Genomic DNA, 23,540 nt, shown 5'->3' on the forward strand with positions numbered 1-23,540 from the left:
AAGCATTCGGAAGTGAAGCGCAGCGAATAATAAATGACATGAATGTCATGTCTGAGAATGCTTATATTGATCCAAACGGTTATATTAGCCATAAATAAAATAAGGCTATACCTGGCAGAGTGCCTGGTATAGCCTTTTGTGTCATTATAAATATTAGTGAGCCAGCATGAGCTCTTTAGCTTGTGAGCAGCATTCATTAACGAATTGGTGAGCTCTTTGCAGATCTTCTCTGGTGGGATGACTCTTGGCTGTATCAAAGATTTCCATGATCTTATCCAGCTTATAGTCATCGCATTTACCTCTGTAGGATTCATATTTGGCCCTTAGAGCCTCAGGCATCTTACCTTGGCAGAAATATGATCCTAGAAAGTTAGTATCATCTGAAATCCAAACACTGGCATTTTGCTCAAGGGAAGCGTAATAGGACTTGTCATTTCCCATTCCACAGGTTCCAAACAGAGCAATATTGCGGTGATTGATGGATGAGAGTATATCTATTATTTCCAGTGTACAGGAGCCTCTGTTTGCCCAAAAACCAACAAAATACGTTTCAGCATCCATGGTGCCATTCCATGTTCGTACATCAACAATTGCTTTATCCTTCTTGGAACAAGGTAAAGCCTTGTAGATTTCTTCTGCAAGTTTTTTGGTATTACCAGTTTCGCTGGCATATATAACTAGGTACTTGAGCATAGGCACCACCTATCTTTGCGGCCTCATGGCCACAGAAAACGTTTGATAGTCGCCGCATACAAGTACATTTTATGCTTGAACATCAGTAAATTCAAGAAACACGGCATTATTTATATCTAAAAAATCCATTATTCCTATGAACAAATAAGGAACTCTATAAACAAAACAGTACCAGATTGCCTTATCTTAAGGGCGGGCGAGTTGATTTAAACTATGGGAATGAATATAATGTAATGTGGATTTATGTGTTTATAACGGAGGACTAATATGCATATTCTGATTGTGGGCTGCGGCAATGTTGGACAGACACTTACACAGCAGCTTAGCAAAGAAGGACATAATATTACAGTTATAGAAGAAAAGAGCAGTGTTCTTCAGAGTGTAGTTAATAACTATGATGTTATGGGAATAGTTGGAAATGGAGCCAGCTATTCAATTATGAAGGATGCGGGAATTGAGACTGCAGATCTTATGATCGCAGTTACAGATTCAGATGAGCTCAATCTTTTGTGCTGTCTGATAGCCAAGAAGGCAGGTAACTGCCATACTATAGCCAGAGTACGTAATCCTATATATAAAAAGGAAATCAACTTTATCAAAGAAGAACTTGGACTTTCAATGGTCATAAACCCTGAGGAAGCTGCTGCAAATGAGGCAGAGAGACTTTTGAAATTCCCTTCCGCTACCAAGATTGAGACCTTTGCAAGAGGAAGAGCGGAGCTTGTTAAATTTGTCATTGATGAGAACTCAAGACTCTGCAACAAGGCACTTAAGGATATTCCTGCAGATCTTCGTAAACAGGTGCTTATTTCCATTGTTAACAGAGGAAATGAAGTATTTATCCCAGATGGTAACACAGTTCTTCATGCAGGAGATGAGGCTACTGTATTTGCTTCCAGCAGGAATACAGTTAATTTCTTCAAAAAATTAGGACTTCCTACAGCCAAGGTTCATTCAACAATGATCATTGGTGGAGGAGAAACAGCCTTTTACCTTGCTCAGAACCTTCTTTCTCTGGGAATTAAGGTCACAATATTTGAAAGAGATCCAGTAAGGTGCAAGGAGTTGTCAGAGCTTTTACCACAGGCTCTTATTATCTGCGGAGATGGAACTGACAAGGATATGCTCCTGGAGGAAGGCGTTACAAGCGTAGAATCCTTTGTATCGCTCACTAACCTTGATGAAGAGAATATCATGCTGTCAATGTATGTTAAGAGCATTAATCCTAAGGCCAAGCTTATTACTAAGGTACACAGGGTTAATTATGGCGATATCATTGGCTCACTGAATATCGGAAGTATCATTTATCCCAAGAATATTACTGCGGACAGAATCGTTCAGTTTGTAAGAGGAATGTCTGCATCCAAGGATAGCAATATTGAGACACTGTACAAGCTTAATGATGACAGAGTTGAGGCACTAGAGTTTATCGTTCGTGGCGGTAGCCCTGTTATAGGAGTGCCTCTTGCACAGCTCAACCTCAAGAAGGGAATTCTTATTGCTTGTATCAACCATTATGGCGATATCATTTCTCCAAGTGGTGATAGTGTTATCCGAGACAGAGACACTGTAATTGTAGTTACTACAAGAACAGGATTAAAAGATATAAGTGATATATTGGAGAATTGATAAATGAATTACTCGATGATCAGATACGTTCTGTTTAGACTGTTAAGGGTAATGGGAGCGCTTTTTTCATTGCCTCTTATAGTTGCTCTGATATACAAGGAGTATGACAGCGCTATTTCTTTTTTGATACTTGCTGTTGCGTGCTTTGTTGTTGGAGCAATCTTTACTATCAAAAAGCCTACAAATAAGGTTATTTACGCCAAAGAGGGATTCGCTATAACTGCTGTGGCATGGATTGCGGTCAGTATGATGGGCGCGGTTCCTTTTGTGATAACAGGAACAATTCCGAATTATATTGATGCTCTTTTTGAAACTGTATCAGGCTTTACCACAACTGGAGGCAGTATCCTCACAAGTGTGGATAATATCGAGAAGAGTGTACAGTTCTGGAGAACCTTTACTCACTGGATTGGTGGTATGGGAGTGCTTGTTTTCCTCCTGGCTGTTGTTCCAATGGCAGATGGATACAGCATGCATCTTATGAGAGCTGAGTCTCCTGGTCCAGTTGTTGGTAAGATTGTTCCCAAGGTAAAAGATACAGCTAAGATTTTGTACATTATTTATTTTGGAATCACTGTTGCAGAGATCCTTTGTCTTATTATTTCTGGAATGCCAGTATATGATGCGATCACAATCTCTTTTTCCACAGTAGGAACTGGAGGCTTTGCAGTTCGTGACACAGGAATGATGGGATATTCACTTGTGAGCCAGGCTATTATCATCGTGTTCATGGCTCTTTGCGGAATTAACTTTACGGTTTACTATTTCCTTCTCAACAAAAAGCCCAAGGAGGCTTTTGCTATTGATGAAGTGAAGTTCTATATTGTTACTATGCTTGCAGCAGCAACTGTTATAGCTGTTAATGTTTATAGAAGCGGATGTGTTACAGATCCAGGGCTTGCGTTCCATCATTCACTGTTTTCTGTGGCTTCCATCATGACAACTACAGGTTTCTGTACACTTGATTTTGATACCTGGCCAATGCTGTCCAAATTGATCCTGGTGGTACTGTCACTTATCGGAGCCTGCGCTGGTTCAACTGGTGGTGGATTTAAGTTCTCTAGAGCGCTGATCGTAATCAGAAATGCCAGAAATGAGCTTAATTTCATAGTCCATCCTAAGGCTGTTAAAAGAGTATACATGGATGGCCATTCCGTAGAGGGAACAACAGTTAAGTCTGTTACTGCATACCTTGGTATTTATGTAATTACTTTTATCGCTTCAACACTTGTAGTGTCTTTGGATAATTTTGATTTCCAGACTACAGTCACATCTGTTGTTGCTACACTTAATAACATAGGACCTGGTCTTGGAATGGTTGGACCAACTGGCAATTATTCAGAGTTTTCATATCTTTCCAAGCTTATACTGATGTTTGATATGTTGGCTGGAAGACTGGAACTTCTGCCTATTTTCATTATTTTAAAGCCTAAGACCTGGAAGAGATAATACGTAAAAGCAATAAAAACCTGGCTGTAATAAATCTAAAATTTTTATAAACAAATATAAAATTTATTATTGCTAATTGTGTCCAAAGTGTGATAATATTTAGTAGGTTTTGTGAAGAAAGATTTATTTAATAGGTGATTTATATGAAGAATACGAGGAAATGGGTTATTGCATTCCTTGTTTCTGTACTTTTTATATGCACATTTGTAGTTGGCTCAGCTGCGTTCTCTAGAAATAGTTCCAGTGGAAATATGGACATGGATGACTCTGTTCGTTCTGATGCAGTATTTACACTTAACGGATATCTGGGATTAGATGATAGCAGTAATGCCAGCGGCGGAGAGGCGAGTGTTGCCAACCAGGAAACAGCTAATGGTGTTGGCAGACTTACTCAGAGAGTTACAATAGTAAGCGACGGTAATGTCCTTCCTATAAGCGGTACAGTAACCAAGATGCAGGATGCATTTTATCCAGGTACATATGTAGTTAAATTTAGTAATAAGGCTCTTCTGACAGCTGACGCTACTATCAAGGTCAGAATCGATGTAGCCAAGGATGAGCAGGTATATATTCTTACCGGCAATAAGGACACAGGATACACTCAGATAGATGTAGTCACAGCAGATTCTGATAACTGTATTTCATTCGATACAGACGTCATTCAGGACTACACAATCTCCAAGACAGACATCATGAGTGCACAGGCTGCAATGGCCAACGTAATGACAAACTAAAAGAGCGACTAAGTCGCTCTTTTTCTATGCCCAAAACGTATGGCCCCGCTGCCGCCATTTACATCATAACCCCTTCCCCCGCCCCGCGCCACAGGGCCTCTGCTCGTTCATAAAGATTTTTTCGTCGCCTCCAGTTTCGGATATTCATGGCCTTCGGAAAGCGGCTAAGAATTCTACGGGGCAAAACTCGCACCCTTAGCAGTCGTAGCCGATCCATCCAATTTTCCACGGCGAGTCTTAGATGGCAAATGCGATTTTCTAATGTTTCCATGGCAGCTTTTCCTGCGCATGCGAAACGATGTCTGAAGCAGGACGGAGAAAACTGTATATTTTTGAAAAAGCCATACGGTGCGTAGCACCTATTAAAAAGGAGAAATCAACTTCTTCAAGCTAGCTTGGAAGATTGATTTCTCCTTTTATATACGCTCGCTTTGCGAGCTATGGCATTTTCATTTATTTATCTCAATTCCGTCCTGCGAGTTGCAGTTGAGCATGCGTATTAAAAGAAAAGCTGCGGAAACATCTGAGAAAATCTGCATTTGTCAGTGACGAGCAAGGGGAATTGGTGGGAGGTGAAAGGCTGCCTTGGGTGCTCAGACATGTTGCCCCGAAGCAGAATTCTTATTGCCGCTTCCCAAAGGCTCATGAATATATCCTCACTTACACAGACGAAAAAATCTTCATTGAACATCGCCATGCCCTGTGGTGTGGGGCGGGAGGCCTGAGACGAGAATGGTGGTAGCGATTAGCCCCAGATGAGGCATCTGATGATGTAGATGAGGGTCAGGTGGACTGGGTAGAATACGTAGAAGAAGTATTTGAGGTTTCCGAGGTTACGGCCTCTTTTGTGGCTGTAGAGAGCCATGAGGATGAAGCCTGGGAAAGCCCAATATTCTATGCCGAGCTGGGAGATGAAGAAGTAGCCAGCAAGGATACGTATGAATTCATATTTACGAAGTAAGTAGAAGATGAGGATGAGAACTACGCCCCAAACGTCATAGTCTGAATTGATCTTGTAAGCTATGCCACAGCCCAGTAATGCGATTACTATATAGGCAAGCCATGATATCACAATGTGAAGGTTCTTTTCCTTGCAGAAGCTATATGCTACATCCATTCCCCAGATTACCAGAAGACCTAACAGAAGAGTGAAATAAACATTGCACTGATCCATCAAGAGATAACTGTTGGCCTCAAGTGCTTCTACGATGTTAATGTTAAAGATCTCTTCTTCGGAAAAGAATATAAGATCAAAAGGAATTTCTGAGATAATACCAAAAAGAAGCAGACTAAGAGCGTATCTTAGCCTGCTTCTGGTGTGCATGAAGCCTTCTACGAGAAGAAAACAGAATATAGGAAAAGCTGTTCTGCCTACTCCTCTCAGAAACATATAAATAAAATTAAGCTGGTCAATTGTGAGATCGCCAGTATACAGTCCACTACGAACTACAGGAAACATGATACCTGCTGTAATGTGATCAATCAGCATAGTTATGCAAGCAATTATTTTAAGAGTGTTGCCGTTGATTTTCTGAAATCTGCTTAATTCTGACATGTTAGTCTCACGCTTATAAATATTTTTGTATCTTAGTTATAGTAATTACTGAAGTGTAATGTTATCCCAAGTATCTGAAGGAATAAGTGAGATATAAGTCTTACCTGTGTTAAGAACAAGCTCCTGACCCTGGTCATCGTAATACTTGGTAACGCCTGTCTCGCTTGTCTTGGACCACATGATAATCTTAGCTTCGCCATTTGTGAGGTACCATCCGATCTGACCATCGCTGATGCAGTTGTAAATGAGGTAGCCGTTCTCGTCGAGCTGGTTGAAGCTGCAGTTCTGAAGGATTACATTCTTGAAGCTAAGAGGTGCTCCGTCCTCAGCATCTTCGTGTCTCTCACCGTACTCGTAGTACTCATATTCATTAGTCTCGCTGTTGTAAACAAGCTGAGAAGAATTATGTGTGAATGGAAGAGTAACAATTGTTCCAGGATATGTGTTGGAGTACTTGTCTGAAAGCTTATACTCTTTGCCATATTCAATGAAATTGAAGTGGCTGCCTGGGTTAGCATACTCATTGTATGTAGCTGAAATGTTGAACTTCTCGATATCTGACTCAAGGTCACCAGGTAAGATGTACTCTGTGAACTCTCTTGCCTTACCGTTGTTTACTCTTGAGAAATAACCTGAAAGGTGGTCAGCTGCCCAAGGGTTAGCAAAATATACATCGTTGTGGTAAGGTCCACCGTCGTGGCAAAGGATTGCGTTCCACTCTGAAGCAAGAATGATGTTGGTAGGACGTGTACTTCTGATACTACCGAGCTGCTCAATGCTGCCCCAATCCTTAACAATGCACATAAGACGAGTGATTCTGTCGTTCTTGGTGCTGTTCATAAGCTCATATACAACGTCTGCTTCTGATGTTCCGTAGTGAGGAAGAGCTGTGATCTCATTATCTACCATAGCTGCGATAGGACGCTGATCTTTGATCTCTTCGCTGATAGGCTCACCAGTAAGTTCGCTGAAGTACATTCCCTCTGGAAGTACGTAAGGTTCATCTGATGCAACTTCCTCTGTAGCTGCTTCTCCAGCATTGTCTGTTGTCTCAGTGTTGATTGGTTCAAAAGAAACTCCTGTAGAAGTCTCTTCGCCGGCATCTTCTGCGCCGCAGGCTGCCATTGAAAGCACCATTACTGAGCACAGCATAGCTGCAACAACTTTTTTTCCATATGTTCTAATATGCATTACTTGTAATCTCCTTATTTAGTAAAACAAAATATACCTATCAAAATCGCATAGTGAAGCAATTTTAAATCATAGGTAATCTCTATTTTAACAAAATAATAAAAATTGAGCAACCCATGAATAGGCAGTTGCACATAACTAACAAATTTACATTTTATTTTCCTGGTAAAAAGAGTAGTATATATTTATAAATGAGAAAAATTATTCTTAAGGTTTTATACATAAGGAGTTTCAAGTGACATTAAAAGAGTTAGAAATCGGTAAGAAAGCAAGAATAGTTAGTGTTGGCGGGGAAGGCGCTCTTCGCCAACATTTTTTGGATATGGGTGTTATCCCTGGAGCAGAGCTTTCTGTTATTAAGTATGCGCCCATGGGAGACCCGTTAGAAATTGAGATTCATGGCTACAGGCTTACACTTCGTCTTGCAGAGGCGCAGCAGATAGAGATTACAGAGATAGCCAGATTTAGTGATGAAATATTTACAGGCAGTGAATCAGATAAGGGTTCGTCTGATGTAAAAAAGAAAACTGTTCACCCAGGTCTTGGTGAAACAGGTATCTATCACCCCAAGGGCAGCGGTAATCCTCTTCCAGAAGGAACAACACTTACCTTTGCTCTTGTTGGTAATCAGAACAGTGGAAAGACAACTCTTTTTAACCAGCTTACTGGATCCAAGCAGCATGTTGGTAACTTCCCAGGAGTTACTGTGGATCGTAAGGATGGAGAGATAAGAGGCTACAAGAATACCCTGATTACTGACCTTCCAGGTATTTATTCCATGTCTCCTTATACAAGTGAGGAGATTGTTTCTCGTAATCACGTACTCAATGAGAAACCGACAGCTATCATCAATATCGTTGATGCTACTAATGTTGAGCGTAATCTTTACCTCACAATGCAGCTACTTGAGATGGATGTTCCAACTGTAGTAGCTCTTAATATGATGGATGAGCTCACAGGTAACGGCGGCGTTGTAGATATTAACGAGATGGAGGAAATGCTGGGAACTCCTGTTGTTCCTATTGCTGCAGCCAAGAATGAAGGTGTTGACGAGCTTATTGCCCATGCTCTTCACATTGCCAAATATCAGGAGAAACCGCTTGAACAGGACTTCTGTTCCAAGGATGACAATGGAGGTATAGTTCACAAGTGCCTTCATGCTGTAATGAACCTTATTGCAGATAACGCAGACAGAGCTGGACTTCCTCTTAGATTTACAGCCAGCAAGGTTGTTGAGGGCGATCCACTTATAATAGAAAAGCTGAATCTTGATGATAATGAAAAAGAGGCTATCGAGCACATTGTTTCCCATATGGAAAAAGAAAGAGGTCTTGATAGAAGCGCGGCTATAGCGGATATGCGTTTCCAGTACATTAAAAAGGTTTGTCAGAAGTGTGTGACCAAGCCAAAAGAGAGTAAGGAACAGCTTCGCAGTAATAAGATTGATAAGCTACTTACTGGTAAATACACAGCTATCCCTATGTTTATCCTTATAATGGGACTTGTATTTGTGCTGACTTTCAATGTAATTGGTGCATGGCTTCAGGGAATATTGGAGGAACTAATCGGCGCACTGGGGGCTACTGTTGAGAACGCGATGACTGCTGCTGGAGTCAATGAAGTTCTAAAAGGTCTTGTAGTTAATGGCATATTTGACGGAGTTGGAAGTGTACTCAGCTTCCTTCCTATTATCATAGTTCTTTTCCTCTTCCTGTCACTTATGGAAGATAGCGGATACATTGCAAGAGTTGCTTTTGTGATGGATAAGATCCTCAGGAAAATAGGTCTTTCTGGCCGAAGCATTGTACCTCTCCTTATTGGCTTTGGATGTACTGTTCCGGCAGTTATGTCCACAAGGACACTTCCAAGTGAGAGAGACAGGAAGATGACAATTGTACTGACTCCGTTCATGAGCTGTACAGCTAAGCTCCCTATTTATGCCTTTTTTGTAAATGCCTTTTTCCCTGGAAAAGGCGGACTAGTTATTACAGCACTGTATCTGTGGGGAATTGCAATTGGAATCCTCAATGCTTTCATAACCAAGAAGACTGTATTTAAGGGCGAACCTGTGCCATTTGTAATGGAGCTTCCTAATTACAGACTTCCAAGTCCTAGAAATGTGGGACAGCTCCTTTGGGAGAAGTCCAAGGACTTCATTCAGAGAGCTTTTTCAGTTATTTTCATTGCTACAATTGTTGTTTGGCTTCTTAGTAACTTTGACCTTCACTTTAACCTTGTCAGTGATTCCAAAGAGAGTATTCTTGCTATTGTTTCAGGAATTATAGCACCTCTTTTTGCACCACTTGGACTTGGTGACTGGAGAATCTGTACCTCTCTTATCAGCGGATTTATTGCCAAGGAGAGCGTGGTCTCAGTTATGGAGGTTCTGTTCGTCGATGGAGTTGAGAATTCTCTTACTACAGTGACAGCCATTACATTGCTGGTATTCAGCCTTTTGTATACACCATGCGTGGCAGCTATTGCTTCTATAAAAAGAGAGCTTGGCAAAAAGTGGGCTCTTGCAGTTGTGGTATGGCAGTGCGCTGTTGCATGGATCGTTGCCCTTGTAGTGAGGCTTGTAGCTCTTTTGATAATAGGGTAATTAACATGATATAATTTAATTTATGAATAAATACATCAGGGACGAGGTATTTGCGTATGAAACTTACCTTTATCGGTGCTGATCACGAGGTTACAGGAAGCTGTCATTTTATACAGGCCTGTGACAAGAATATTCTGGTAGATTATGGAATGGAGCAGGGCAAGGATTACTTTGAAAATGTCCCACTTCCAGTGTCTGCGCCCGAAATAGACTATGTTTTCCTGACACATGCTCATGTGGATCACTCAGGAAATCTCCCGCTTCTATATGCCAAGGGCTTTAGAGGCAAGATTTATGCTACGGATGCGACTTCTGATCTGTGTAACATTATGCTGCGTGACTGTGCGCATATTCAGATGCAGGAAGCGGAGTGGCGTAACCGTAAGGCTAAACGTACCAGAGATATCGCTCAGGTAGAGCCCGCCTACACCATGGAAGATGCTGAGAAGACCATCAAGGCCTTTATTCCCTGCGACTATAATCAGGAAATTGATGTGTGCGAAGGCGTCAAGATTCGTTTTACTGACATAGGACATCTCCTTGGTTCTGCCAGCATAGAGGTGTGGCTTACTGAGAAAAATGTCACCAAGAAGCTTGTCTTTTCCGGTGATATCGGCAATAAGCGCCAGCCACTTATAAGAGATCCTCAGAACACCGAGGAAGCGGACTACGTTATCATGGAGTCCACCTATGGTGACAGACTTCATGCCACTGAAAGGCCTGATTATGTAAAAGAGCTTGCGGAGATACTGGACAGAACCTTTGCAAGAGGCGGAAATGTTGTTATTCCTTCATTTGCTGTGGGTAGAACCCAGGAAATGCTGTACTTTATCAGGAAGATCAAGATAGACGGGCTGGTTAAGAGTAAGCCCAATTTCCCTGTTTTTGTAGATAGTCCTCTGGCTGTTGAGGCTACAGAGATATTCGAGGACAATCAGTACGAGTGCTACGATGATGAGGCTATGGAGCTGGTCAGGAAGAGGATCAATCCTGTGACCTTCCCTGGTCTTAATCTGGCCATCACCACAGAGGAATCAAGAGCTATCAACGAAGATCCTGAGCCTAAGGTTATTATTTCAGCTTCTGGAATGTGCGAGGCTGGACGTATCAGGCATCACCTCAAGCACAATTTGTGGCGCGAGGAATGTACAGTTCTTTTTGTTGGCTATCAGTCAATTGGAACAACAGGTAGAGCCATAGTTGACGGCGCAGAGCAGATCAAGCTCTTTGGCGAGACTATTGATATCAAGGCAGATATCTGCAAGCTTGAGGGCTTGTCAGGACATGCTGATAAAAACGGACTTATCGAGTGGCTCAACGGTTTTACCGTAAAAAGACCTTCGAGAGTCTTTGTTGTTCATGGCGAAGACAGCGTCTGTGTCTCTTTTGCCCAGTGTCTTAGAGACGAGTACGGCTACAATACCTACGCTCCATACAGCGGAACTGAATTTGATATCATCTCAGGACAGATCACCAAGGAAGGCGTTCCGATTCCTGTTAAGAAGAAAGAGGCTACGCTTGTTTCTGATGTTTACGCAAGACTCAAGGCAGCAGGTGCAAGACTTATGGGCATCATAGCTAAGAGTGAGGGCATGACCAATAAGGACAAGGCCAAGTTCGCAGATCAGATAATAGCGTTGTGTGACAAATGGAGTAAATAAAAGAAAAAAGTTTGAAAAGGGGAGAAATATGAGCAGAGCAGATGAAATCTTTATAGATATGTGCAAGGATATCCTTGAGAACGGCACCTCTACTGAGGGTGAGAAGGTAAGACCTCACTGGCCTGATGGAACACCTGCATATACTATCAAGAAGTTTGGGGTAGTTAACAGATACGATCTTTCCAAGGAATTTCCTATCATGACACTCAGAAAGACAGCTCTTAAGAGTGCAACTGATGAGATTCTCTGGATTTATCAGCAAAAGAGTAATAATATCCATGACCTTAACAGCCATATCTGGGATGAGTGGGCTGATGAGACAGGATCTATTGGTAAGGCTTACGGCTATCAGATTGGCCAGAAGAGCATCTATAAGGAAGGCGAGTTTGACCAGATTGACAGGGTTATCTATGACCTCAAGAACAATCCATTCAGCCGTCGTATCATGACAAACACTTATGTGTTCAATGATCTTCATGAGATGAATCTGTATCCATGTGCATATTCAGTAACCTACAACGTTACTCAGAAAAAGGGCGAGGACAAGCTTACACTTAATGCTATCCTCAACCAGAGATCTCAGGACGTTTTAGCAGCTAATAACTGGAACGTAGTTCAGTATGAAGTTCTTGTGCATATGCTTGCTCAGGTCTGTGACATGAACGTAGGTGAGCTTGTTCACGTAATCGCAGATGCACATATCTACGACAGACATGTGCCCCTTATCAAGGAGCTCATTGAGCGTAAGCCACTTCCAGCACCTAAGTTCCACCTTAATCCGGACGTAAAAGATTTCTATCAGTTCACACGTAACGACGTTTCTCTCGAGGGCTACAAAGTTGCAGGTGAACAGTTAAAAGATATTCCGATCGCGATATAAAATATAGAGGAGACAGTATGAAAGCAATCGTAGCAGTAGACAGTAACTGGGCCATCGGTAACAAGGGACAGCTCCTTGTTAGCATACCAGCGGACCAGAAGAATTTCAGAAATGAGACAATAAACAAGACAATAGTATATGGAAGAAAGACACTTGAGACCTTTCCTCAGAGAGTTGTTCTTCCTAAGAGAAACAACATTATTCTTTCTACCAAGAAAGACTACAGAGTTAAGGACGCAGCAGTAGTTCACTCCAAGCAGGAGCTCTTAGACCTTGTTTCTGACCTTGATACCGATGAGGTATACATCATAGGTGGAGAGAGCGTATACAGAGAATTTCTTGATCAGTGCGATACAGCAATCGTAACCTTTATCGACAAGGAATTTGAGGCAGATACCTATTTCCCTAACCTGGACAAGGATCCTGAGTGGGAGATGGCGGACGAGAGCGACGAGCAGGTTTACTTTGATTTGACTTACACTTATAGGACATACAAGAGAATTGCTAAATGATTATAGTGCAACATCAGTTAACTAATTCAGAGGGATTATAAGTGAGCGCGAATAAAACAGACAACAGAAAGAAAGCACTTGTTCTGATAAATAAAACTTCAGGAACTGGCAAAGCAGGTAATGATACTCTTGATATAGCCATAGCTCTTGCGGAAAAAGGCTATGAGCCGATCGTATATCCGATTATCCCTGGAACAGACCTTACTTCAGAGGTTCTGGTGGCAGAATATGGAAAAGAGACAGAGCTTATTCTTTGCAGCGGCGGCGATGGAACACTTAACCATGTCATGAATTCAATGATGCTGCTGGATAAGAAACCTCTTCTTGCCTATATTCCATCTGGCAGCACCAATGATTTTGCCAAAGCACTTGGAATTCCCGGAGTTCGTACCAAAGCACTGGAAGTTGCTATATCTGGCAAGCCAACTCAGTATGATGTTGGTAAGATGAATGACAGATTCTTTAACTATGTTGCTGCTTTTGGAGCTTTTTCCAAGGTGAGCTATGCTACTGACCAGGACCTTAAAAACGTTCTTGGTTACGCAGCCTATGTAATTAGTGCTATTGCAGAGCTTCCTCAGAATATAGGCTATAGCTGTCACATGAAGATTGAGGCAGATGGAGTTCTGGAAGAGGGCGATTATATCTTTGGCGCAGTCAGCAATTCGGCGTCTGTGGCAGGCATGACTCTTTTCGCTGATGCTGATATCAAGCAGGACGACGGCCAGATGGAGCTGCTTCTTATCCGTGCGCCCAAGAATCTTGGTGAGTTTAATGCAGTTATTACAGCTCTTGCTTCCAGAGAACCTGATAATCCTTACATCACCTACAAGCAGGTTAAAAAGGTAAATCTTGTTTCAGAAGATGATGTGGAATGGACTTTGGACGGTGAGTTTGGCGGTGCTTACAAGGAAACTACAATAGAAGTAATAGATAAGGCCATGACCATAATGACCAAACAAAGTTAAAGGATATAGAAAATTCATTTGACAACCACAAGGATTTTTGTAGAGAATGTATGGTGACAACCTATGCGTTGCCACCATAATTTTTTGCGTTATGGGAAACTATATACTTATTAGAAAGAAAAGTGACTAGTATGAGTTTTGAAAATGTAGCTATAGAAAAATGCCCTTCATACGATTATGAAGTTGTAAAAGAGGCACTGGATAAGGTGCTTGCAGATATTGACGCTCTGGATTTTGTTAAGCCAGGCATGAGAATTGGAATTAAGACCAATCTGGTTGCAGCTATGGCACCGGATAAGTCTGTTACAACACATCCTGTGCTTCTTAAGAGACTTTGCGAAAAGCTTCTGGAGATGGGCGCCAGCGTTGTAATTGGCGATAGCCCGGGAGGTCTTTATACTCCAATGTTTCTTCAGAACGTATATAAGACCTGCGGTCTTGAGACCATGGTAAAAGAGCTGGATCCAACGGGAGAGAAGCTCAAATTAAATGATGATTACTCAATCCACAATGGAGAGTTCCTTGATGCAGTATCCATCAAGACCTTCATTTATACAGGCTGGCTTGATAATGTTGATGCCATCATCAATTTCTCCAAGCTCAAGACCCACGCCATGATGGGGATGAGCTGCGCAGTTAAGAACATGTTCGGAACAATCCCTGGTGCGACCAAGCCAGAGTACCACATGAGATTTCCAGAGGAGCATGCCTTTGCCAATATCATGGTGGATCTGAACGAGTTCTTTAAACCAAAGCTCTATGTGGTTGATGCCGTAGATGGCATGGAGGGCAATGGTCCAACTGCCGGTGAAAAGAGACATATCGGTGCTGTTCTTGCATCAGCAAAGCCTTACGCTCTTGATATGGTCTGCGCTGAGCTTATTGGTATGGGCTACGCAGACGTGGCAACTCTTATCGTTGCCAACGAAAGAGGTCTAGGCCCCAAGGACTTTAGTGAAGTTACAGTTGTGGGAAGCTGCCCAGTTTCTGAGATCAAGGTAGCTGACTTTAAGCGCGCAACAATTCATCAGAGCATAACCTTTGAAGGAAAGGGCATTCAGGGTGCTCTCACATCCGCTGTCCTTAAGCTTGCCTATACCACCAAGCCTCAGGTCAAGGTAAAGGAGTGTATCGGCTGCAGAAAGTGCGCGGATACATGCCCAGCCAAGGCTATAACCATGGTGGATGGAGGCAAGAACAAGATTCCACAGATTGACAGATCTAAGTGCATCAAGTGCTTCTGCTGTCAGGAGTTCTGCCCTAAGGGAGCCATGAAGGTTCACTATAACCTGCTTGGAAGGTTTGCTAACCGTATAAATCACGTGTGATCAGGAAACATACATGTTCTTATATGAAATGATAAATGACAAAAAAGATAATCATGAATATATAGAGATTACAGGCTACGAGGGAACTGTGACTAATCTGGTGATTCCTGAAACTATAGACGGAATCAAGGTTGAGTCAATTGGAAGTCACGCCTTTTCTGCAAGAGAGGACATTGTAGCTGTAGAGATTCCGCAGACCGTCAGGATTCTCAGGAGCTATGTCTTCCACAATAGCAGGAATCTTAAGAAGATTTCCATATATGACAGCCTTGATGATTACTACGACGGCGTTGTGAGACAGTGCGACAATCTGGAAGAGGTGGAGATTACCATTACCCGCAGCTGGTTTGAGGTAATCAGAAACTTTCTTGCTGACAGTGATAAAGCCATCAGATTTGTGATACATGACAAGACCGGAAGTGGAGCGGATTCTGTTCTTTCTTTCCCTGGATATGTCTATGACTTCAACGAGAATACCATGGCAAGGACAATTCAGTTCTCAATCGCAGGTGCTGGCTATGCTTACAGAGAGTGTGTGGATCGTAGGAAGATAGATTATCGCCAGTATGACTCTCTTTTTGCCAAGGCTATGATAGACGGAGGTAGTATCTGTCAGGACATAGCTATAGGAAGGCTTCTTTATCCCCTTGAACTGGAAGAGCGGTTCAAGGCCGGCTATGAGCAGTTTGTAAGAGATAATGGCCGTGACATATTAGTAAGATACATTGAGCTTGCCAAAAAAGATGGCGAGACGCTTGGAACTTTAGGTAAGCTCCTTGAGTATACATCTGAAGCAAATTTGTTTGAAGATACAGATATAGAGAGGGCTGTAGAATATGCAGCTGGCCTCGATATTCCTGCTATCACATCTCTTTTGATGGAAAAGAGCAGGAAAGCTGCGCAGGATAATGCGTTTACATTTGGTTTTTGATTATGGCAATTAAGCTTTCTACATATCTTAAAAATGAATATGGCGAGAAGGTTTATCGTCTGTCTCTGTCTTCAGGCTGTGGATGCCCTAACAGGGATGGAACGGTGAGCGTTGGAGGCTGCACCTTTTGTTCAGAGGGCGGCTCTGGAGAGTTTGCTGCATCCGGATCTATTGACGATCAGATACAGGAAGCCAAGGCCAGAATCCAGCAAAAGACTGATGCCAGCAAGTTTATTGCATATTTTCAGTCTTTTACCAATACCTATGGTGATGTGGCAAGACTCAGAGAACTGTACACCAGAGCAATCATGCGGGATGACGTGGTGATACTATCCCTTGGAACAAGACCTGACTGCGTTGGACCAGAAGTGATAGCTATGTTAAAAGAGCTTGATCAGATTAAGCCAGTATGGGTGGAACTGGGGCTTCAGACAATTCATGATGAGACTGCAAGAGCCTTTAACAGAGGCTATGATCTGGACTGCTTTATTGACGCTTATAAGCGCCTCAAGGAAGCAGGACTTACCGTTATTGTGCACCTAATAATGGGACTTCCAGGAGAAAGCAGGGAGATGATGCTGGAATCAGTTAGATTTCTTGCTGAGCTGGAGCCAAGCCTTGATGGAATTAAAATACAGAATCTTCAGATATTAAAGGGCACGCAGATGTACGAGGAGTTTGCAAAAGAGCCTTTCCATATCATGAGTATGGAGGAATACACAGACCTTGTGGCGGATGCGCTGGCTCTTTTACCGGAAACATGCGTTGTTCATCGCATGCAGGGCGACGGCCCAAGAAAACTCCTTGTGGCACCAATGTGGAGCCTCGACAAGAAGCGTGTATTGAACATGCTGACAGAAAAGACTAAAGGAATAGTAAAATGAGTAGTTTTGAGACAGGAAATAGAGAAGAAGCAATTAAATATAAATTCACATTGAAGGAGGCACTTATTGGAGACGCGGCCTTTTACCGCAGAGTTTCCATGGTTGTGCTTCCAATGATCATTCAGAATACACTTTCCAACATTGTAGGACTTCTGGATAACATCATGGTTGGACAGGTAGGAACTCTGTCCATGTCCGCTGTAGCTATCGTTAACCAGATTCTCTTTATCTTTTACCTGTGTATATGGGGATCTCTTGCGGGAGCGGGAATTTTCAGTACTCAGTTCTTTGGAAAAGGAGATATGGAGGGCGTAAGGGCGGCCATCAGATTTAAGTTCCTGACAGCCGTTACAATCTTGCTGGTAGCAGGTACGATTCTGATAACCTTTGGTGGTACGCTCATTAATCTGTACATTGCAGCTGATACACCGGCAGCAGATGCAGCTCAGACACTGAAGCTGGCTTCCGGATATCTGAGGATAATGATAGTTGGACTTATTCCATTTAGCTTAACTCAGGTTTATGCCAGCGCCATGAGGGAATCAGGCAAGACTACACTTCCTATGATCGCCAGTATGGTGGCTATGGGCGTTAACTTCGTGTTTAATGCTCTGCTCATCTTTGGTCTCTTTGGACTTCCTAAAATGGGCGTTTATGGAGCTGCTGTAGCCACAGTAATTTCCAGATTTGTAGAGCTGGCTATAGTTGTTTATGGCGCTCATAAAAAGAACTCCAGATACACGTTCTTTAGAGGACTTTACAGCAAGTTTGTGATTCCTGGTAACCTGGCTGTCCAGATGCTGATCAGGTCACTTCCACTTCTTATGAATGAGTTCTTGTGGAGCCTTTCACAGGCAACTCTTTTGCAGGCTTATTCCATAAGAGGAATTGCCGTGATTGCGGCTATGAATATCAGCGGAACAATTTCTCAGATATTCAACGAGGTATTCTTATCACTTGGTAACTCAACAGGAATCATTGTTGGACAAGAGCTCGGTGCGGACAGACTTGTTTCTGCAAGACGTACAGCCTGGAGAATGGCAGCTCTTAGCGTGGCTTCGACCTTTGTGATGGGCTCACTTCTTGCACTTGCTGCTCCATTCATTCCTCAGGTTTATAACACTGAACCAGAGATCAGAAGACTTGCAACAAGGTATATCTGGATTGTAGCTCTTTGCATGCCTATTAACGCATACGCGAATGTGTCATATTTCACCATGAGATCAGGTGGAAAGACTACAGTTACATTCCTTTTTGACAGCTGCTTTGCATGGCTTGTACCAGTGCCTTGTGCATATATTCTTAGTAGATATACAGCTCTTCCAGCACTGTCAGTATTTACTGTTGTATCGCTTCTTGAAGCCATTAAATGTCTCATCGGATTTATCCTTGTCCGCAGCGGTGTTTGGGTGAGAAATATCGTAAAAACCGCTGGGTAAATGAATTAAGATTATCTTGAATAAAAGGGCATAAAAATATAAAATTGATTTGTTATGGATTTGTTTGAATATATGAGAGAAAACAATAAAGATAAGGAATCTCCGCTTGCCGCAAGAATGCGCCCAAGGACCCTTGATGAGGTAGTTGGTCAGCAGCACATTATTGCTAAGGACAAGCTTCTTTATCGTGCAATCTCAGCAGACAAGCTTAGCTCCATTATTTTATATGGACCTCCCGGAACAGGTAAGACCACTCTGGCCAAGGTTATAGCAGGAACTACCAAGGCTGAGTTCATGCAGATCAATGCCACTGTCGCCGGCAAAAAAGATATGGAAGAAGTGGTTGGTAAAGCCAAGGATAATCTTGGTATGTATGGCAAGAAGACCATTCTTTTCATAGACGAGATTCATAGATTTAATAAGGGGCAGCAGGACTACCTTCTTCCATTTGTTGAGGATGGAACAGTTATCCTTATTGGAGCAACTACCGAGAACCCATATTTTGAGGTTAACGGGGCTCTTATTTCAAGGTCCATAATATTTGAGCTTAAGCCTCTTACAGCAGATGATATCAAGGTTCTTTTGAACAGAGCTGTTACAGATAAAGATAGAGGAATGGGGGCTTACAAGGCAGTTCTGGAGCCTGATGCGGCAGATTTTCTTGCTGACCTTGCAGATGGCGATGCCAGACATGCCCTTAATGCCATTGAACTTGGCATTTTGACTACCAACAGAAGTGAGGATGGCCTTATCCACATCACCAAAGAGGTTGCCGAGGAATGTATCCAGAAAAAGGTAGCCAGATATGATAAGGATGGGGACAACCATTACGATACAATATCAGCTTTTATCAAGAGCATGAGAGGGTCAGATCCTGATGCGGCAGTTTACTACCTTGCCAGGATGCTTAATGCAGGCGAGGATCCCAAGTTCATCGTCCGCAGGATGATGGTGTGCGCTTCGGAGGATGTTGGCAATGCTGATCCGCAGGCGCTTCAGGTTGCTGTTGCAGCTTCACTTGCAGTAGAAAGACTAGGTATGCCAGAGGCCAGGATAACTCTTGCCCAGGCTGCGAGCTACATTGCTACTGCGCCTAAGTCCAATGCAGCCATTTGCGCTATTGATGATGCCATGGCAATGGTCAGAGAGACAGGGAATCTTCCTATTCCAGCTCATCTTCAGGATGCACATTACAAGTCAGCTGGTAAGCTTGGCCATGGAATTGGCTATAAATATGCTCACGACTACCCTAATAACTACGTTGAGCAGCAGTATCTTCCTTATGAACTCAATGGTAAAGAGTTCTATAATCCTTCAGGAAATGGATACGAAGTTAAGATTAAAGAGCACATGAAGAAGCTCAAAAAGAAGGATTAATTATATTTTTTGAGGGTTAGATGAAAAAGAAAAAGATGCATTCCGGGTTAAAAGCCCGTAAAAATAGAAGACTTGTGATCCTTAGCAGCATAGTGGCAGGACTGGCCACTGCTTTTGTGATCGGATCAGGAATCTATCTGATATTTGGTGCTGAGAGCACAGAAGATAGCAGTTCATTTTTGGATAGCACACAGGAAGTGGTTCTTAATGATTCCGCTGCTATTGATGAGACACGCGAGCAGGCAATCGAAACTCCAGGGGTGATAGTGGATGAGAGCGGCGCTGGTGCATCTGGTTCAGAAGGACTACTCGAATCAGTGCAGAAGATAGAAACTCAGTACCTCAGTGATGAAGTGATTAGCACTATCGTTTCTGGTGGTAAGTCAGTATCCAAGGCCCTTGGCCTCAGACCAGCGACTGTTGAGATGACAGCTGAGAACAGGAGCACCTTTGCTTCTATAGATAACTGCCTCATCGTTGATTCCTCCAAGGTTCAGGTTTCTGTAACTTCTGATGGAATTCCCAAGAGTGATGACAAGTACTATTATCTTTTTGAAGAAAAGACCTATGAAGACTCAATCAGCGAAGATGCTGAGCCTTTAGCCAAGATATATAAGGGTGATGATACATCTTTTACCGTAAACTTAAATAAGGGAGATTCATCCTCTAAGCTCTTCTCAAAGTTCACTGTTGCAGTTAAGCTTGATGGAGAATATGTCTCAATTGCGCATCCTAAATACATCACTAACCCTGAAGGCTGTGCAGGCTACAGCTATGGCGGAATGTCACACAAGTCCATTAAGGGAATCCTGCCAGATCCACTTAGAATCGGCGAGCTTCCTGATCTGGGAGTTAGCTACTGTACCTACAACATTCCTTTATCGCATATTTTGACCACATCAGGTGGCATTTCATATACCTACGGCGGAGTGACCTATCACTTCAAGCAGGGAGCTATTGAGACCTATGATTATCTTTTCAAGAGGCTCAACAGCATGGGTATTGATGTTGCTGCTATTGTTCTTAATGATGCCAGCACAGCTGCTTTCCCTGAGATCACACATCCTGATGCAAGGCACGGCTCAACAGCTCCTTACTACATGTTTAATGCGGTTAATGACGGCGGAGTTAAGGCCTGTGCGGCTATCGGAAGCTTTTTGGCCAACAGATATTCAGGTTCTGGTCACGGCAATGTTAGCATGTGGATCATTGCTAATGAGGTTAATGCAAGACGCGAATACAACTACATGCCATTTGTAGATGTTGATACTTATACAACTGCTTTTGTCAGAGCTTTCAGAGTTTTCTACAATGCGATCAAGAGTCAGAACTCTGCAGCCAAGGTTTACTTCTCAATAGACCAGAGATGGACCTACAACACACAGAAGACTGGCGACTATGATGCCAAGGATGTTCTGGATATATTCACTTCATCCATCTCAGAATATGGCAATATTGACTGGGGACTTGCAGCTCATCCATACTCGTTCCCTAATGAGAATACTCCTTTCTGGAAGCCGACCAAGTACACTAACCATACGGTTTCTACACCGGTTATCTCAATGGATAACCTTGAGGTCCTCACCGACTACATGCAGAGAGATGAGATGAGGGATACTTCCGGAAATGTCAGATCCATCATACTTAGTGAGATCGGTTATTCTTCTACTTCTGGCGAAACTATGCAGGCAGCGGCTTTTGCTTATGCCTACACCAAAATGGAAAAGAACGGCTATATTGACGCACTCATGTTGTCGAGACAGACGGATGCCAGCGATGAAATCGCAGCGCTGGGACTTGCCCTTGGACTTCAGACAACTGGCGGTCATCATAAATATATTTATAATGTGTTCAAATATATTGATACTGACAAGCGAAATGAGGTAGTATCATTTGCGTATGATATAGTTGGGACAAAGTTCTAGTTACAAGTTGGAGAGGAGAATATTATGACAAACGCTGAAAAAGCCTTACAGATGCACGAAGAGTGGCAGGGGAAACTTGAAATCAAGTCTAAAGCAGAGGTTAAGAGTAAGGAAGACCTTGCAATCGCTTATACACCAGGTGTTGCAGAGCCTTGCAAACTGATTGCTGAGGACAAGAGCCTTGCTTATAAATATACTATCAAGTCCAATACAATCGCTGTAGTTTCTGACGGAAGCGCAGTTCTTGGCCTTGGTAACATCGGACCTTACGCAGCTATGCCTGTTATGGAAGGTAAAGCAGTTCTTTTCAAGGAATTCGGCGGAGTCAATGCAGTTCCTATCTGTCTTGATACACAGGACACAGAGGAGATCATCAAGGCTGTGACATATCTTGCTCCTGGCTTTGGTGGCATTAACCTTGAAGATATCTCAGCTCCAAGATGTTTTGAAATAGAAGAGAGATTAAAAGAGAAGCTCGATATCCCTGTTTTCCATGACGATCAGCATGGCACAGCTATCGTAGTTCTTGCAGGTGTCATCAATGGTCTTAAGGTTGTTGGCAAAAAGAAAGAAGACTGCAAGGTTGTTGTAAACGGCGCAGGTAGCGCAGGTATCGCTATTACCAAGCTGCTCCTCAGATACGGCTTTAAGAATGTAACAATGTGCGATAAATCCGGTATTCTCAGTAAGACTTCACCAGATCTTAACTGGATGCAGGAGAAGATGATGGATGTAACTAATCCAGACCAGCAGACAGGAAGTCTGTCTGATGCACTTAAGGGCGCAGATGTATTTGTTGGCGTTTCAGCTCCTGGCATCGTGTCCAAAGAGATGGCTCAGGGCATGAACAAGGATGCAATCATGTTCGCTATGGCCAACCCAGTTCCAGAGATCATGCCTGATCTTGCCAAGGAAGCAGGTATCAGAGTTATCGGAACAGGTAGAAGTGACTTCCCTAACCAGGTCAATAACGTTCTCGTATTCCCTGGAATCTTCAGAGGAGCTCTTGAATGTGGTGCTACTCAGATCACAGAGGAGATGAAGCTTGCAGCAGCTAATGCTCTTGCAGCACTTGTTCCTGAAGAGGAACTTAGCGATGTTAACATCCTTCCTGCAGCATTTGATCCAAGATGCGCAGATGCAGTATCTACTGCTGTTAAAGAGTGCTACCTTGCTTCTAAGAATTGATATTAGTAATTTGTATTATAGATTTAGGAAATAAAGGAGAGGAAGCTTTTGAGTTCCCAGTATCTTACTTTATATAAGATGATAGTTCTGTACATGTTAAGGCGCTGCGAAGTGCCCCTTAGCAAGTCACAGATTTATGATTTTATCCTGGAAAAAGAATATACGACTTTCCTTACACTTCAGGAAGTGTTCAGCGAACTTGCTTCTTCTGAACTTGTAATAGAAAAAACTGTTGCAAACAGAACTTTTTTGGAGATAACCAAGGAAGGCGATGAAACCCTGAAGTTCTTTGGTAACAGGATCAATCCATCAATCAGGCAGCAGATCGATGAGTACTTTCGTGACAACAGCATGAAGCTCAGAAATGAAACTGCTATCCAGGGCGATTATCGCAAGACTGCAGAGAATGAATATACAGTAAGACTTGTTGCCAAGGAAAATGGTCAGAACCTGGTGGACATAAGTCTTCCGGTACCTACTGAGGAGATTGCCCAGAGTATCTGCGACAAATGGCAGGAGAAAAATGCAGATATTTACCAGTATCTGATTACTTCTCTCATGATGGAATAACCGATATAACAGGATTTTTTAAGA

The 23,540-nt window shown here is 42.7% G+C and carries 19 protein-coding genes; 16 read left to right on the top strand and 3 right to left on the bottom strand.

Annotated elements, in window-relative coordinates; genetic code table 11:
• Positions 1-153 precede the first annotated feature (153 nt).
• Positions 154-693, bottom strand: coding sequence for a flavodoxin family protein BilS (gene bilS, locus IJI01_RS12635; protein ID WP_292190956.1), 540 nt, complete (start codon positions 691-693; stop codon positions 154-156).
• A 267-nt stretch (positions 694-960) separates the two neighbouring features.
• Here bilS and trkA point away from each other — a divergent pair, with 267 nt between their 5' ends.
• The 3 genes from trkA (at position 961) to IJI01_RS12650 (ending at position 4,505) form a co-directional block, all read left to right on the top strand.
• Positions 961-2,322 (top strand): Trk system potassium transporter TrkA, encoded by a 1,362-nt coding sequence (gene trkA / locus IJI01_RS12640; RefSeq protein ID WP_292190959.1) that lies wholly within the window; start codon positions 961-963, stop codon positions 2,320-2,322.
• 3 nt (positions 2,323-2,325) lie between these two features.
• Positions 2,326-3,771, top strand: a complete 1,446-nt coding sequence (locus tag IJI01_RS12645) for a TrkH family potassium uptake protein (protein ID WP_292190962.1) — start codon at positions 2,326-2,328, stop codon at positions 3,769-3,771.
• A gap of 143 nt (positions 3,772-3,914) precedes the next feature.
• Positions 3,915-4,505, top strand: coding sequence for a hypothetical protein (locus IJI01_RS12650; protein ID WP_292190970.1), 591 nt, complete (start codon positions 3,915-3,917; stop codon positions 4,503-4,505).
• Positions 4,506-5,250: 745 nt separating this feature from the next.
• Here IJI01_RS12650 and IJI01_RS12655 read toward each other — a convergent pair.
• Both IJI01_RS12655 and IJI01_RS12660 read right to left on the bottom strand, forming a co-directional pair.
• Positions 5,251-6,060, bottom strand: a complete 810-nt coding sequence (locus IJI01_RS12655; protein ID WP_292190973.1) for a TraX family protein — start codon at positions 6,058-6,060, stop codon at positions 5,251-5,253.
• 45 nt (positions 6,061-6,105) lie between these two features.
• On the bottom strand, positions 6,106-7,251 hold the full coding sequence (locus IJI01_RS12660) for a DUF3048 domain-containing protein (protein WP_292190976.1): 1,146 nt from the start codon (positions 7,249-7,251) through the stop codon (positions 6,106-6,108).
• 235 nt (positions 7,252-7,486) lie between these two features.
• On the opposite strand from IJI01_RS12660, the gene feoB reads away from it, so the two are divergent.
• The 13 genes from feoB (at position 7,487) to IJI01_RS12725 (ending at position 23,516) form a co-directional block, all read left to right on the top strand.
• The gene (feoB, locus tag IJI01_RS12665; protein ID WP_292190979.1) at positions 7,487-9,853 is read left to right on the top strand and encodes a ferrous iron transport protein B; all 2,367 of its coding nucleotides are present in this window, start codon (positions 7,487-7,489) and stop codon (positions 9,851-9,853) included.
• Between the two features lie 56 nt (positions 9,854-9,909).
• Positions 9,910-11,514: an MBL fold metallo-hydrolase RNA specificity domain-containing protein gene (locus tag IJI01_RS12670; RefSeq protein ID WP_292190981.1), complete on the top strand. Its 1,605-nt coding sequence runs from the start codon at positions 9,910-9,912 to the stop codon at positions 11,512-11,514.
• Between the two features lie 28 nt (positions 11,515-11,542).
• Positions 11,543-12,394 carry a thymidylate synthase gene (gene thyA, locus IJI01_RS12675; RefSeq protein ID WP_292190984.1) on the top strand — a complete coding sequence of 284 codons (852 nt, stop codon included), beginning with the start codon at positions 11,543-11,545 and terminating at the stop codon, positions 12,392-12,394.
• A 17-nt stretch (positions 12,395-12,411) separates the two neighbouring features.
• Entirely contained in the window at positions 12,412-12,906 is a 495-nt protein-coding gene (locus tag IJI01_RS12680; RefSeq protein WP_292190987.1) for a dihydrofolate reductase, read from the top strand.
• A gap of 41 nt (positions 12,907-12,947) precedes the next feature.
• Positions 12,948-13,874, top strand: a complete 927-nt coding sequence (locus IJI01_RS12685; protein ID WP_292190990.1) for a diacylglycerol/lipid kinase family protein — start codon at positions 12,948-12,950, stop codon at positions 13,872-13,874.
• Between the two features lie 131 nt (positions 13,875-14,005).
• Positions 14,006-15,202, top strand: a complete 1,197-nt coding sequence (locus IJI01_RS12690) for a DUF362 domain-containing protein (protein WP_292190991.1) — start codon at positions 14,006-14,008, stop codon at positions 15,200-15,202.
• A 13-nt stretch (positions 15,203-15,215) separates the two neighbouring features.
• The gene (locus tag IJI01_RS12695) at positions 15,216-16,133 is read left to right on the top strand and encodes a leucine-rich repeat protein (protein WP_292190995.1); all 918 of its coding nucleotides are present in this window, start codon (positions 15,216-15,218) and stop codon (positions 16,131-16,133) included.
• Positions 16,134-16,135: 2 nt separating this feature from the next.
• Positions 16,136-17,017, top strand: a complete 882-nt coding sequence (locus IJI01_RS12700) for a TIGR01212 family radical SAM protein (RefSeq protein ID WP_292190996.1) — start codon at positions 16,136-16,138, stop codon at positions 17,015-17,017.
• The gene (locus IJI01_RS12705; protein ID WP_292190999.1) at positions 17,014-18,456 is read left to right on the top strand and encodes an MATE family efflux transporter; all 1,443 of its coding nucleotides are present in this window, start codon (positions 17,014-17,016) and stop codon (positions 18,454-18,456) included. Before IJI01_RS12700 ends, IJI01_RS12705 begins: the two co-directional genes overlap by 4 nt.
• Positions 18,457-18,510: 54 nt before the next feature.
• The gene (locus IJI01_RS12710; protein WP_292191001.1) at positions 18,511-19,833 is read left to right on the top strand and encodes a replication-associated recombination protein A; all 1,323 of its coding nucleotides are present in this window, start codon (positions 18,511-18,513) and stop codon (positions 19,831-19,833) included.
• 20 nt (positions 19,834-19,853) lie between these two features.
• Positions 19,854-21,758: a DUF5722 domain-containing protein gene (locus IJI01_RS12715; protein ID WP_292191003.1), complete on the top strand. Its 1,905-nt coding sequence runs from the start codon at positions 19,854-19,856 to the stop codon at positions 21,756-21,758.
• A gap of 24 nt (positions 21,759-21,782) precedes the next feature.
• On the top strand, positions 21,783-22,946 hold the full coding sequence (locus tag IJI01_RS12720) for an NAD(P)-dependent malic enzyme (protein WP_292191006.1): 1,164 nt from the start codon (positions 21,783-21,785) through the stop codon (positions 22,944-22,946).
• Positions 22,947-22,994: 48 nt separating this feature from the next.
• Positions 22,995-23,516 (top strand): DUF4364 family protein, encoded by a 522-nt coding sequence (locus IJI01_RS12725; RefSeq protein ID WP_292191009.1) that lies wholly within the window; start codon positions 22,995-22,997, stop codon positions 23,514-23,516.
• The last annotated feature ends 24 nt before the right edge of the window (positions 23,517-23,540 follow it).

The sequence above is a fragment of the Butyrivibrio sp. genome (genome assembly GCF_017433805.1).
Classification (GTDB): domain Bacteria; phylum Bacillota; class Clostridia; order Lachnospirales; family Lachnospiraceae; genus Butyrivibrio.

Coding starts and splice junctions, on each gene's coding strand:
- bilS (WP_292190956.1), bottom strand. CDS start 693: ATGCTCAAGTACCTAGTTATATATGCCAGCGAAACTGGTAATACCAAA.
- trkA (WP_292190959.1), top strand. CDS start 961: ATGCATATTCTGATTGTGGGCTGCGGCAATGTTGGACAGACACTTACA.
- IJI01_RS12645 (WP_292190962.1), top strand. CDS start 2,326: ATGAATTACTCGATGATCAGATACGTTCTGTTTAGACTGTTAAGGGTA.
- IJI01_RS12650 (WP_292190970.1), top strand. CDS start 3,915: ATGAAGAATACGAGGAAATGGGTTATTGCATTCCTTGTTTCTGTACTT.
- IJI01_RS12655 (WP_292190973.1), bottom strand. CDS start 6,060: ATGTCAGAATTAAGCAGATTTCAGAAAATCAACGGCAACACTCTTAAA.
- IJI01_RS12660 (WP_292190976.1), bottom strand. CDS start 7,251: ATGCATATTAGAACATATGGAAAAAAAGTTGTTGCAGCTATGCTGTGC.
- IJI01_RS12670 (WP_292190981.1), top strand. CDS start 9,910: ATGAAACTTACCTTTATCGGTGCTGATCACGAGGTTACAGGAAGCTGT.
- thyA (WP_292190984.1), top strand. CDS start 11,543: ATGAGCAGAGCAGATGAAATCTTTATAGATATGTGCAAGGATATCCTT.
- IJI01_RS12680 (WP_292190987.1), top strand. CDS start 12,412: ATGAAAGCAATCGTAGCAGTAGACAGTAACTGGGCCATCGGTAACAAG.
- IJI01_RS12690 (WP_292190991.1), top strand. CDS start 14,006: ATGAGTTTTGAAAATGTAGCTATAGAAAAATGCCCTTCATACGATTAT.
- IJI01_RS12695 (WP_292190995.1), top strand. CDS start 15,216: ATGTTCTTATATGAAATGATAAATGACAAAAAAGATAATCATGAATAT.
- IJI01_RS12700 (WP_292190996.1), top strand. CDS start 16,136: ATGGCAATTAAGCTTTCTACATATCTTAAAAATGAATATGGCGAGAAG.
- IJI01_RS12705 (WP_292190999.1), top strand. CDS start 17,014: ATGAGTAGTTTTGAGACAGGAAATAGAGAAGAAGCAATTAAATATAAA.
- IJI01_RS12710 (WP_292191001.1), top strand. CDS start 18,511: ATGGATTTGTTTGAATATATGAGAGAAAACAATAAAGATAAGGAATCT.
- IJI01_RS12715 (WP_292191003.1), top strand. CDS start 19,854: ATGAAAAAGAAAAAGATGCATTCCGGGTTAAAAGCCCGTAAAAATAGA.
- IJI01_RS12720 (WP_292191006.1), top strand. CDS start 21,783: ATGACAAACGCTGAAAAAGCCTTACAGATGCACGAAGAGTGGCAGGGG.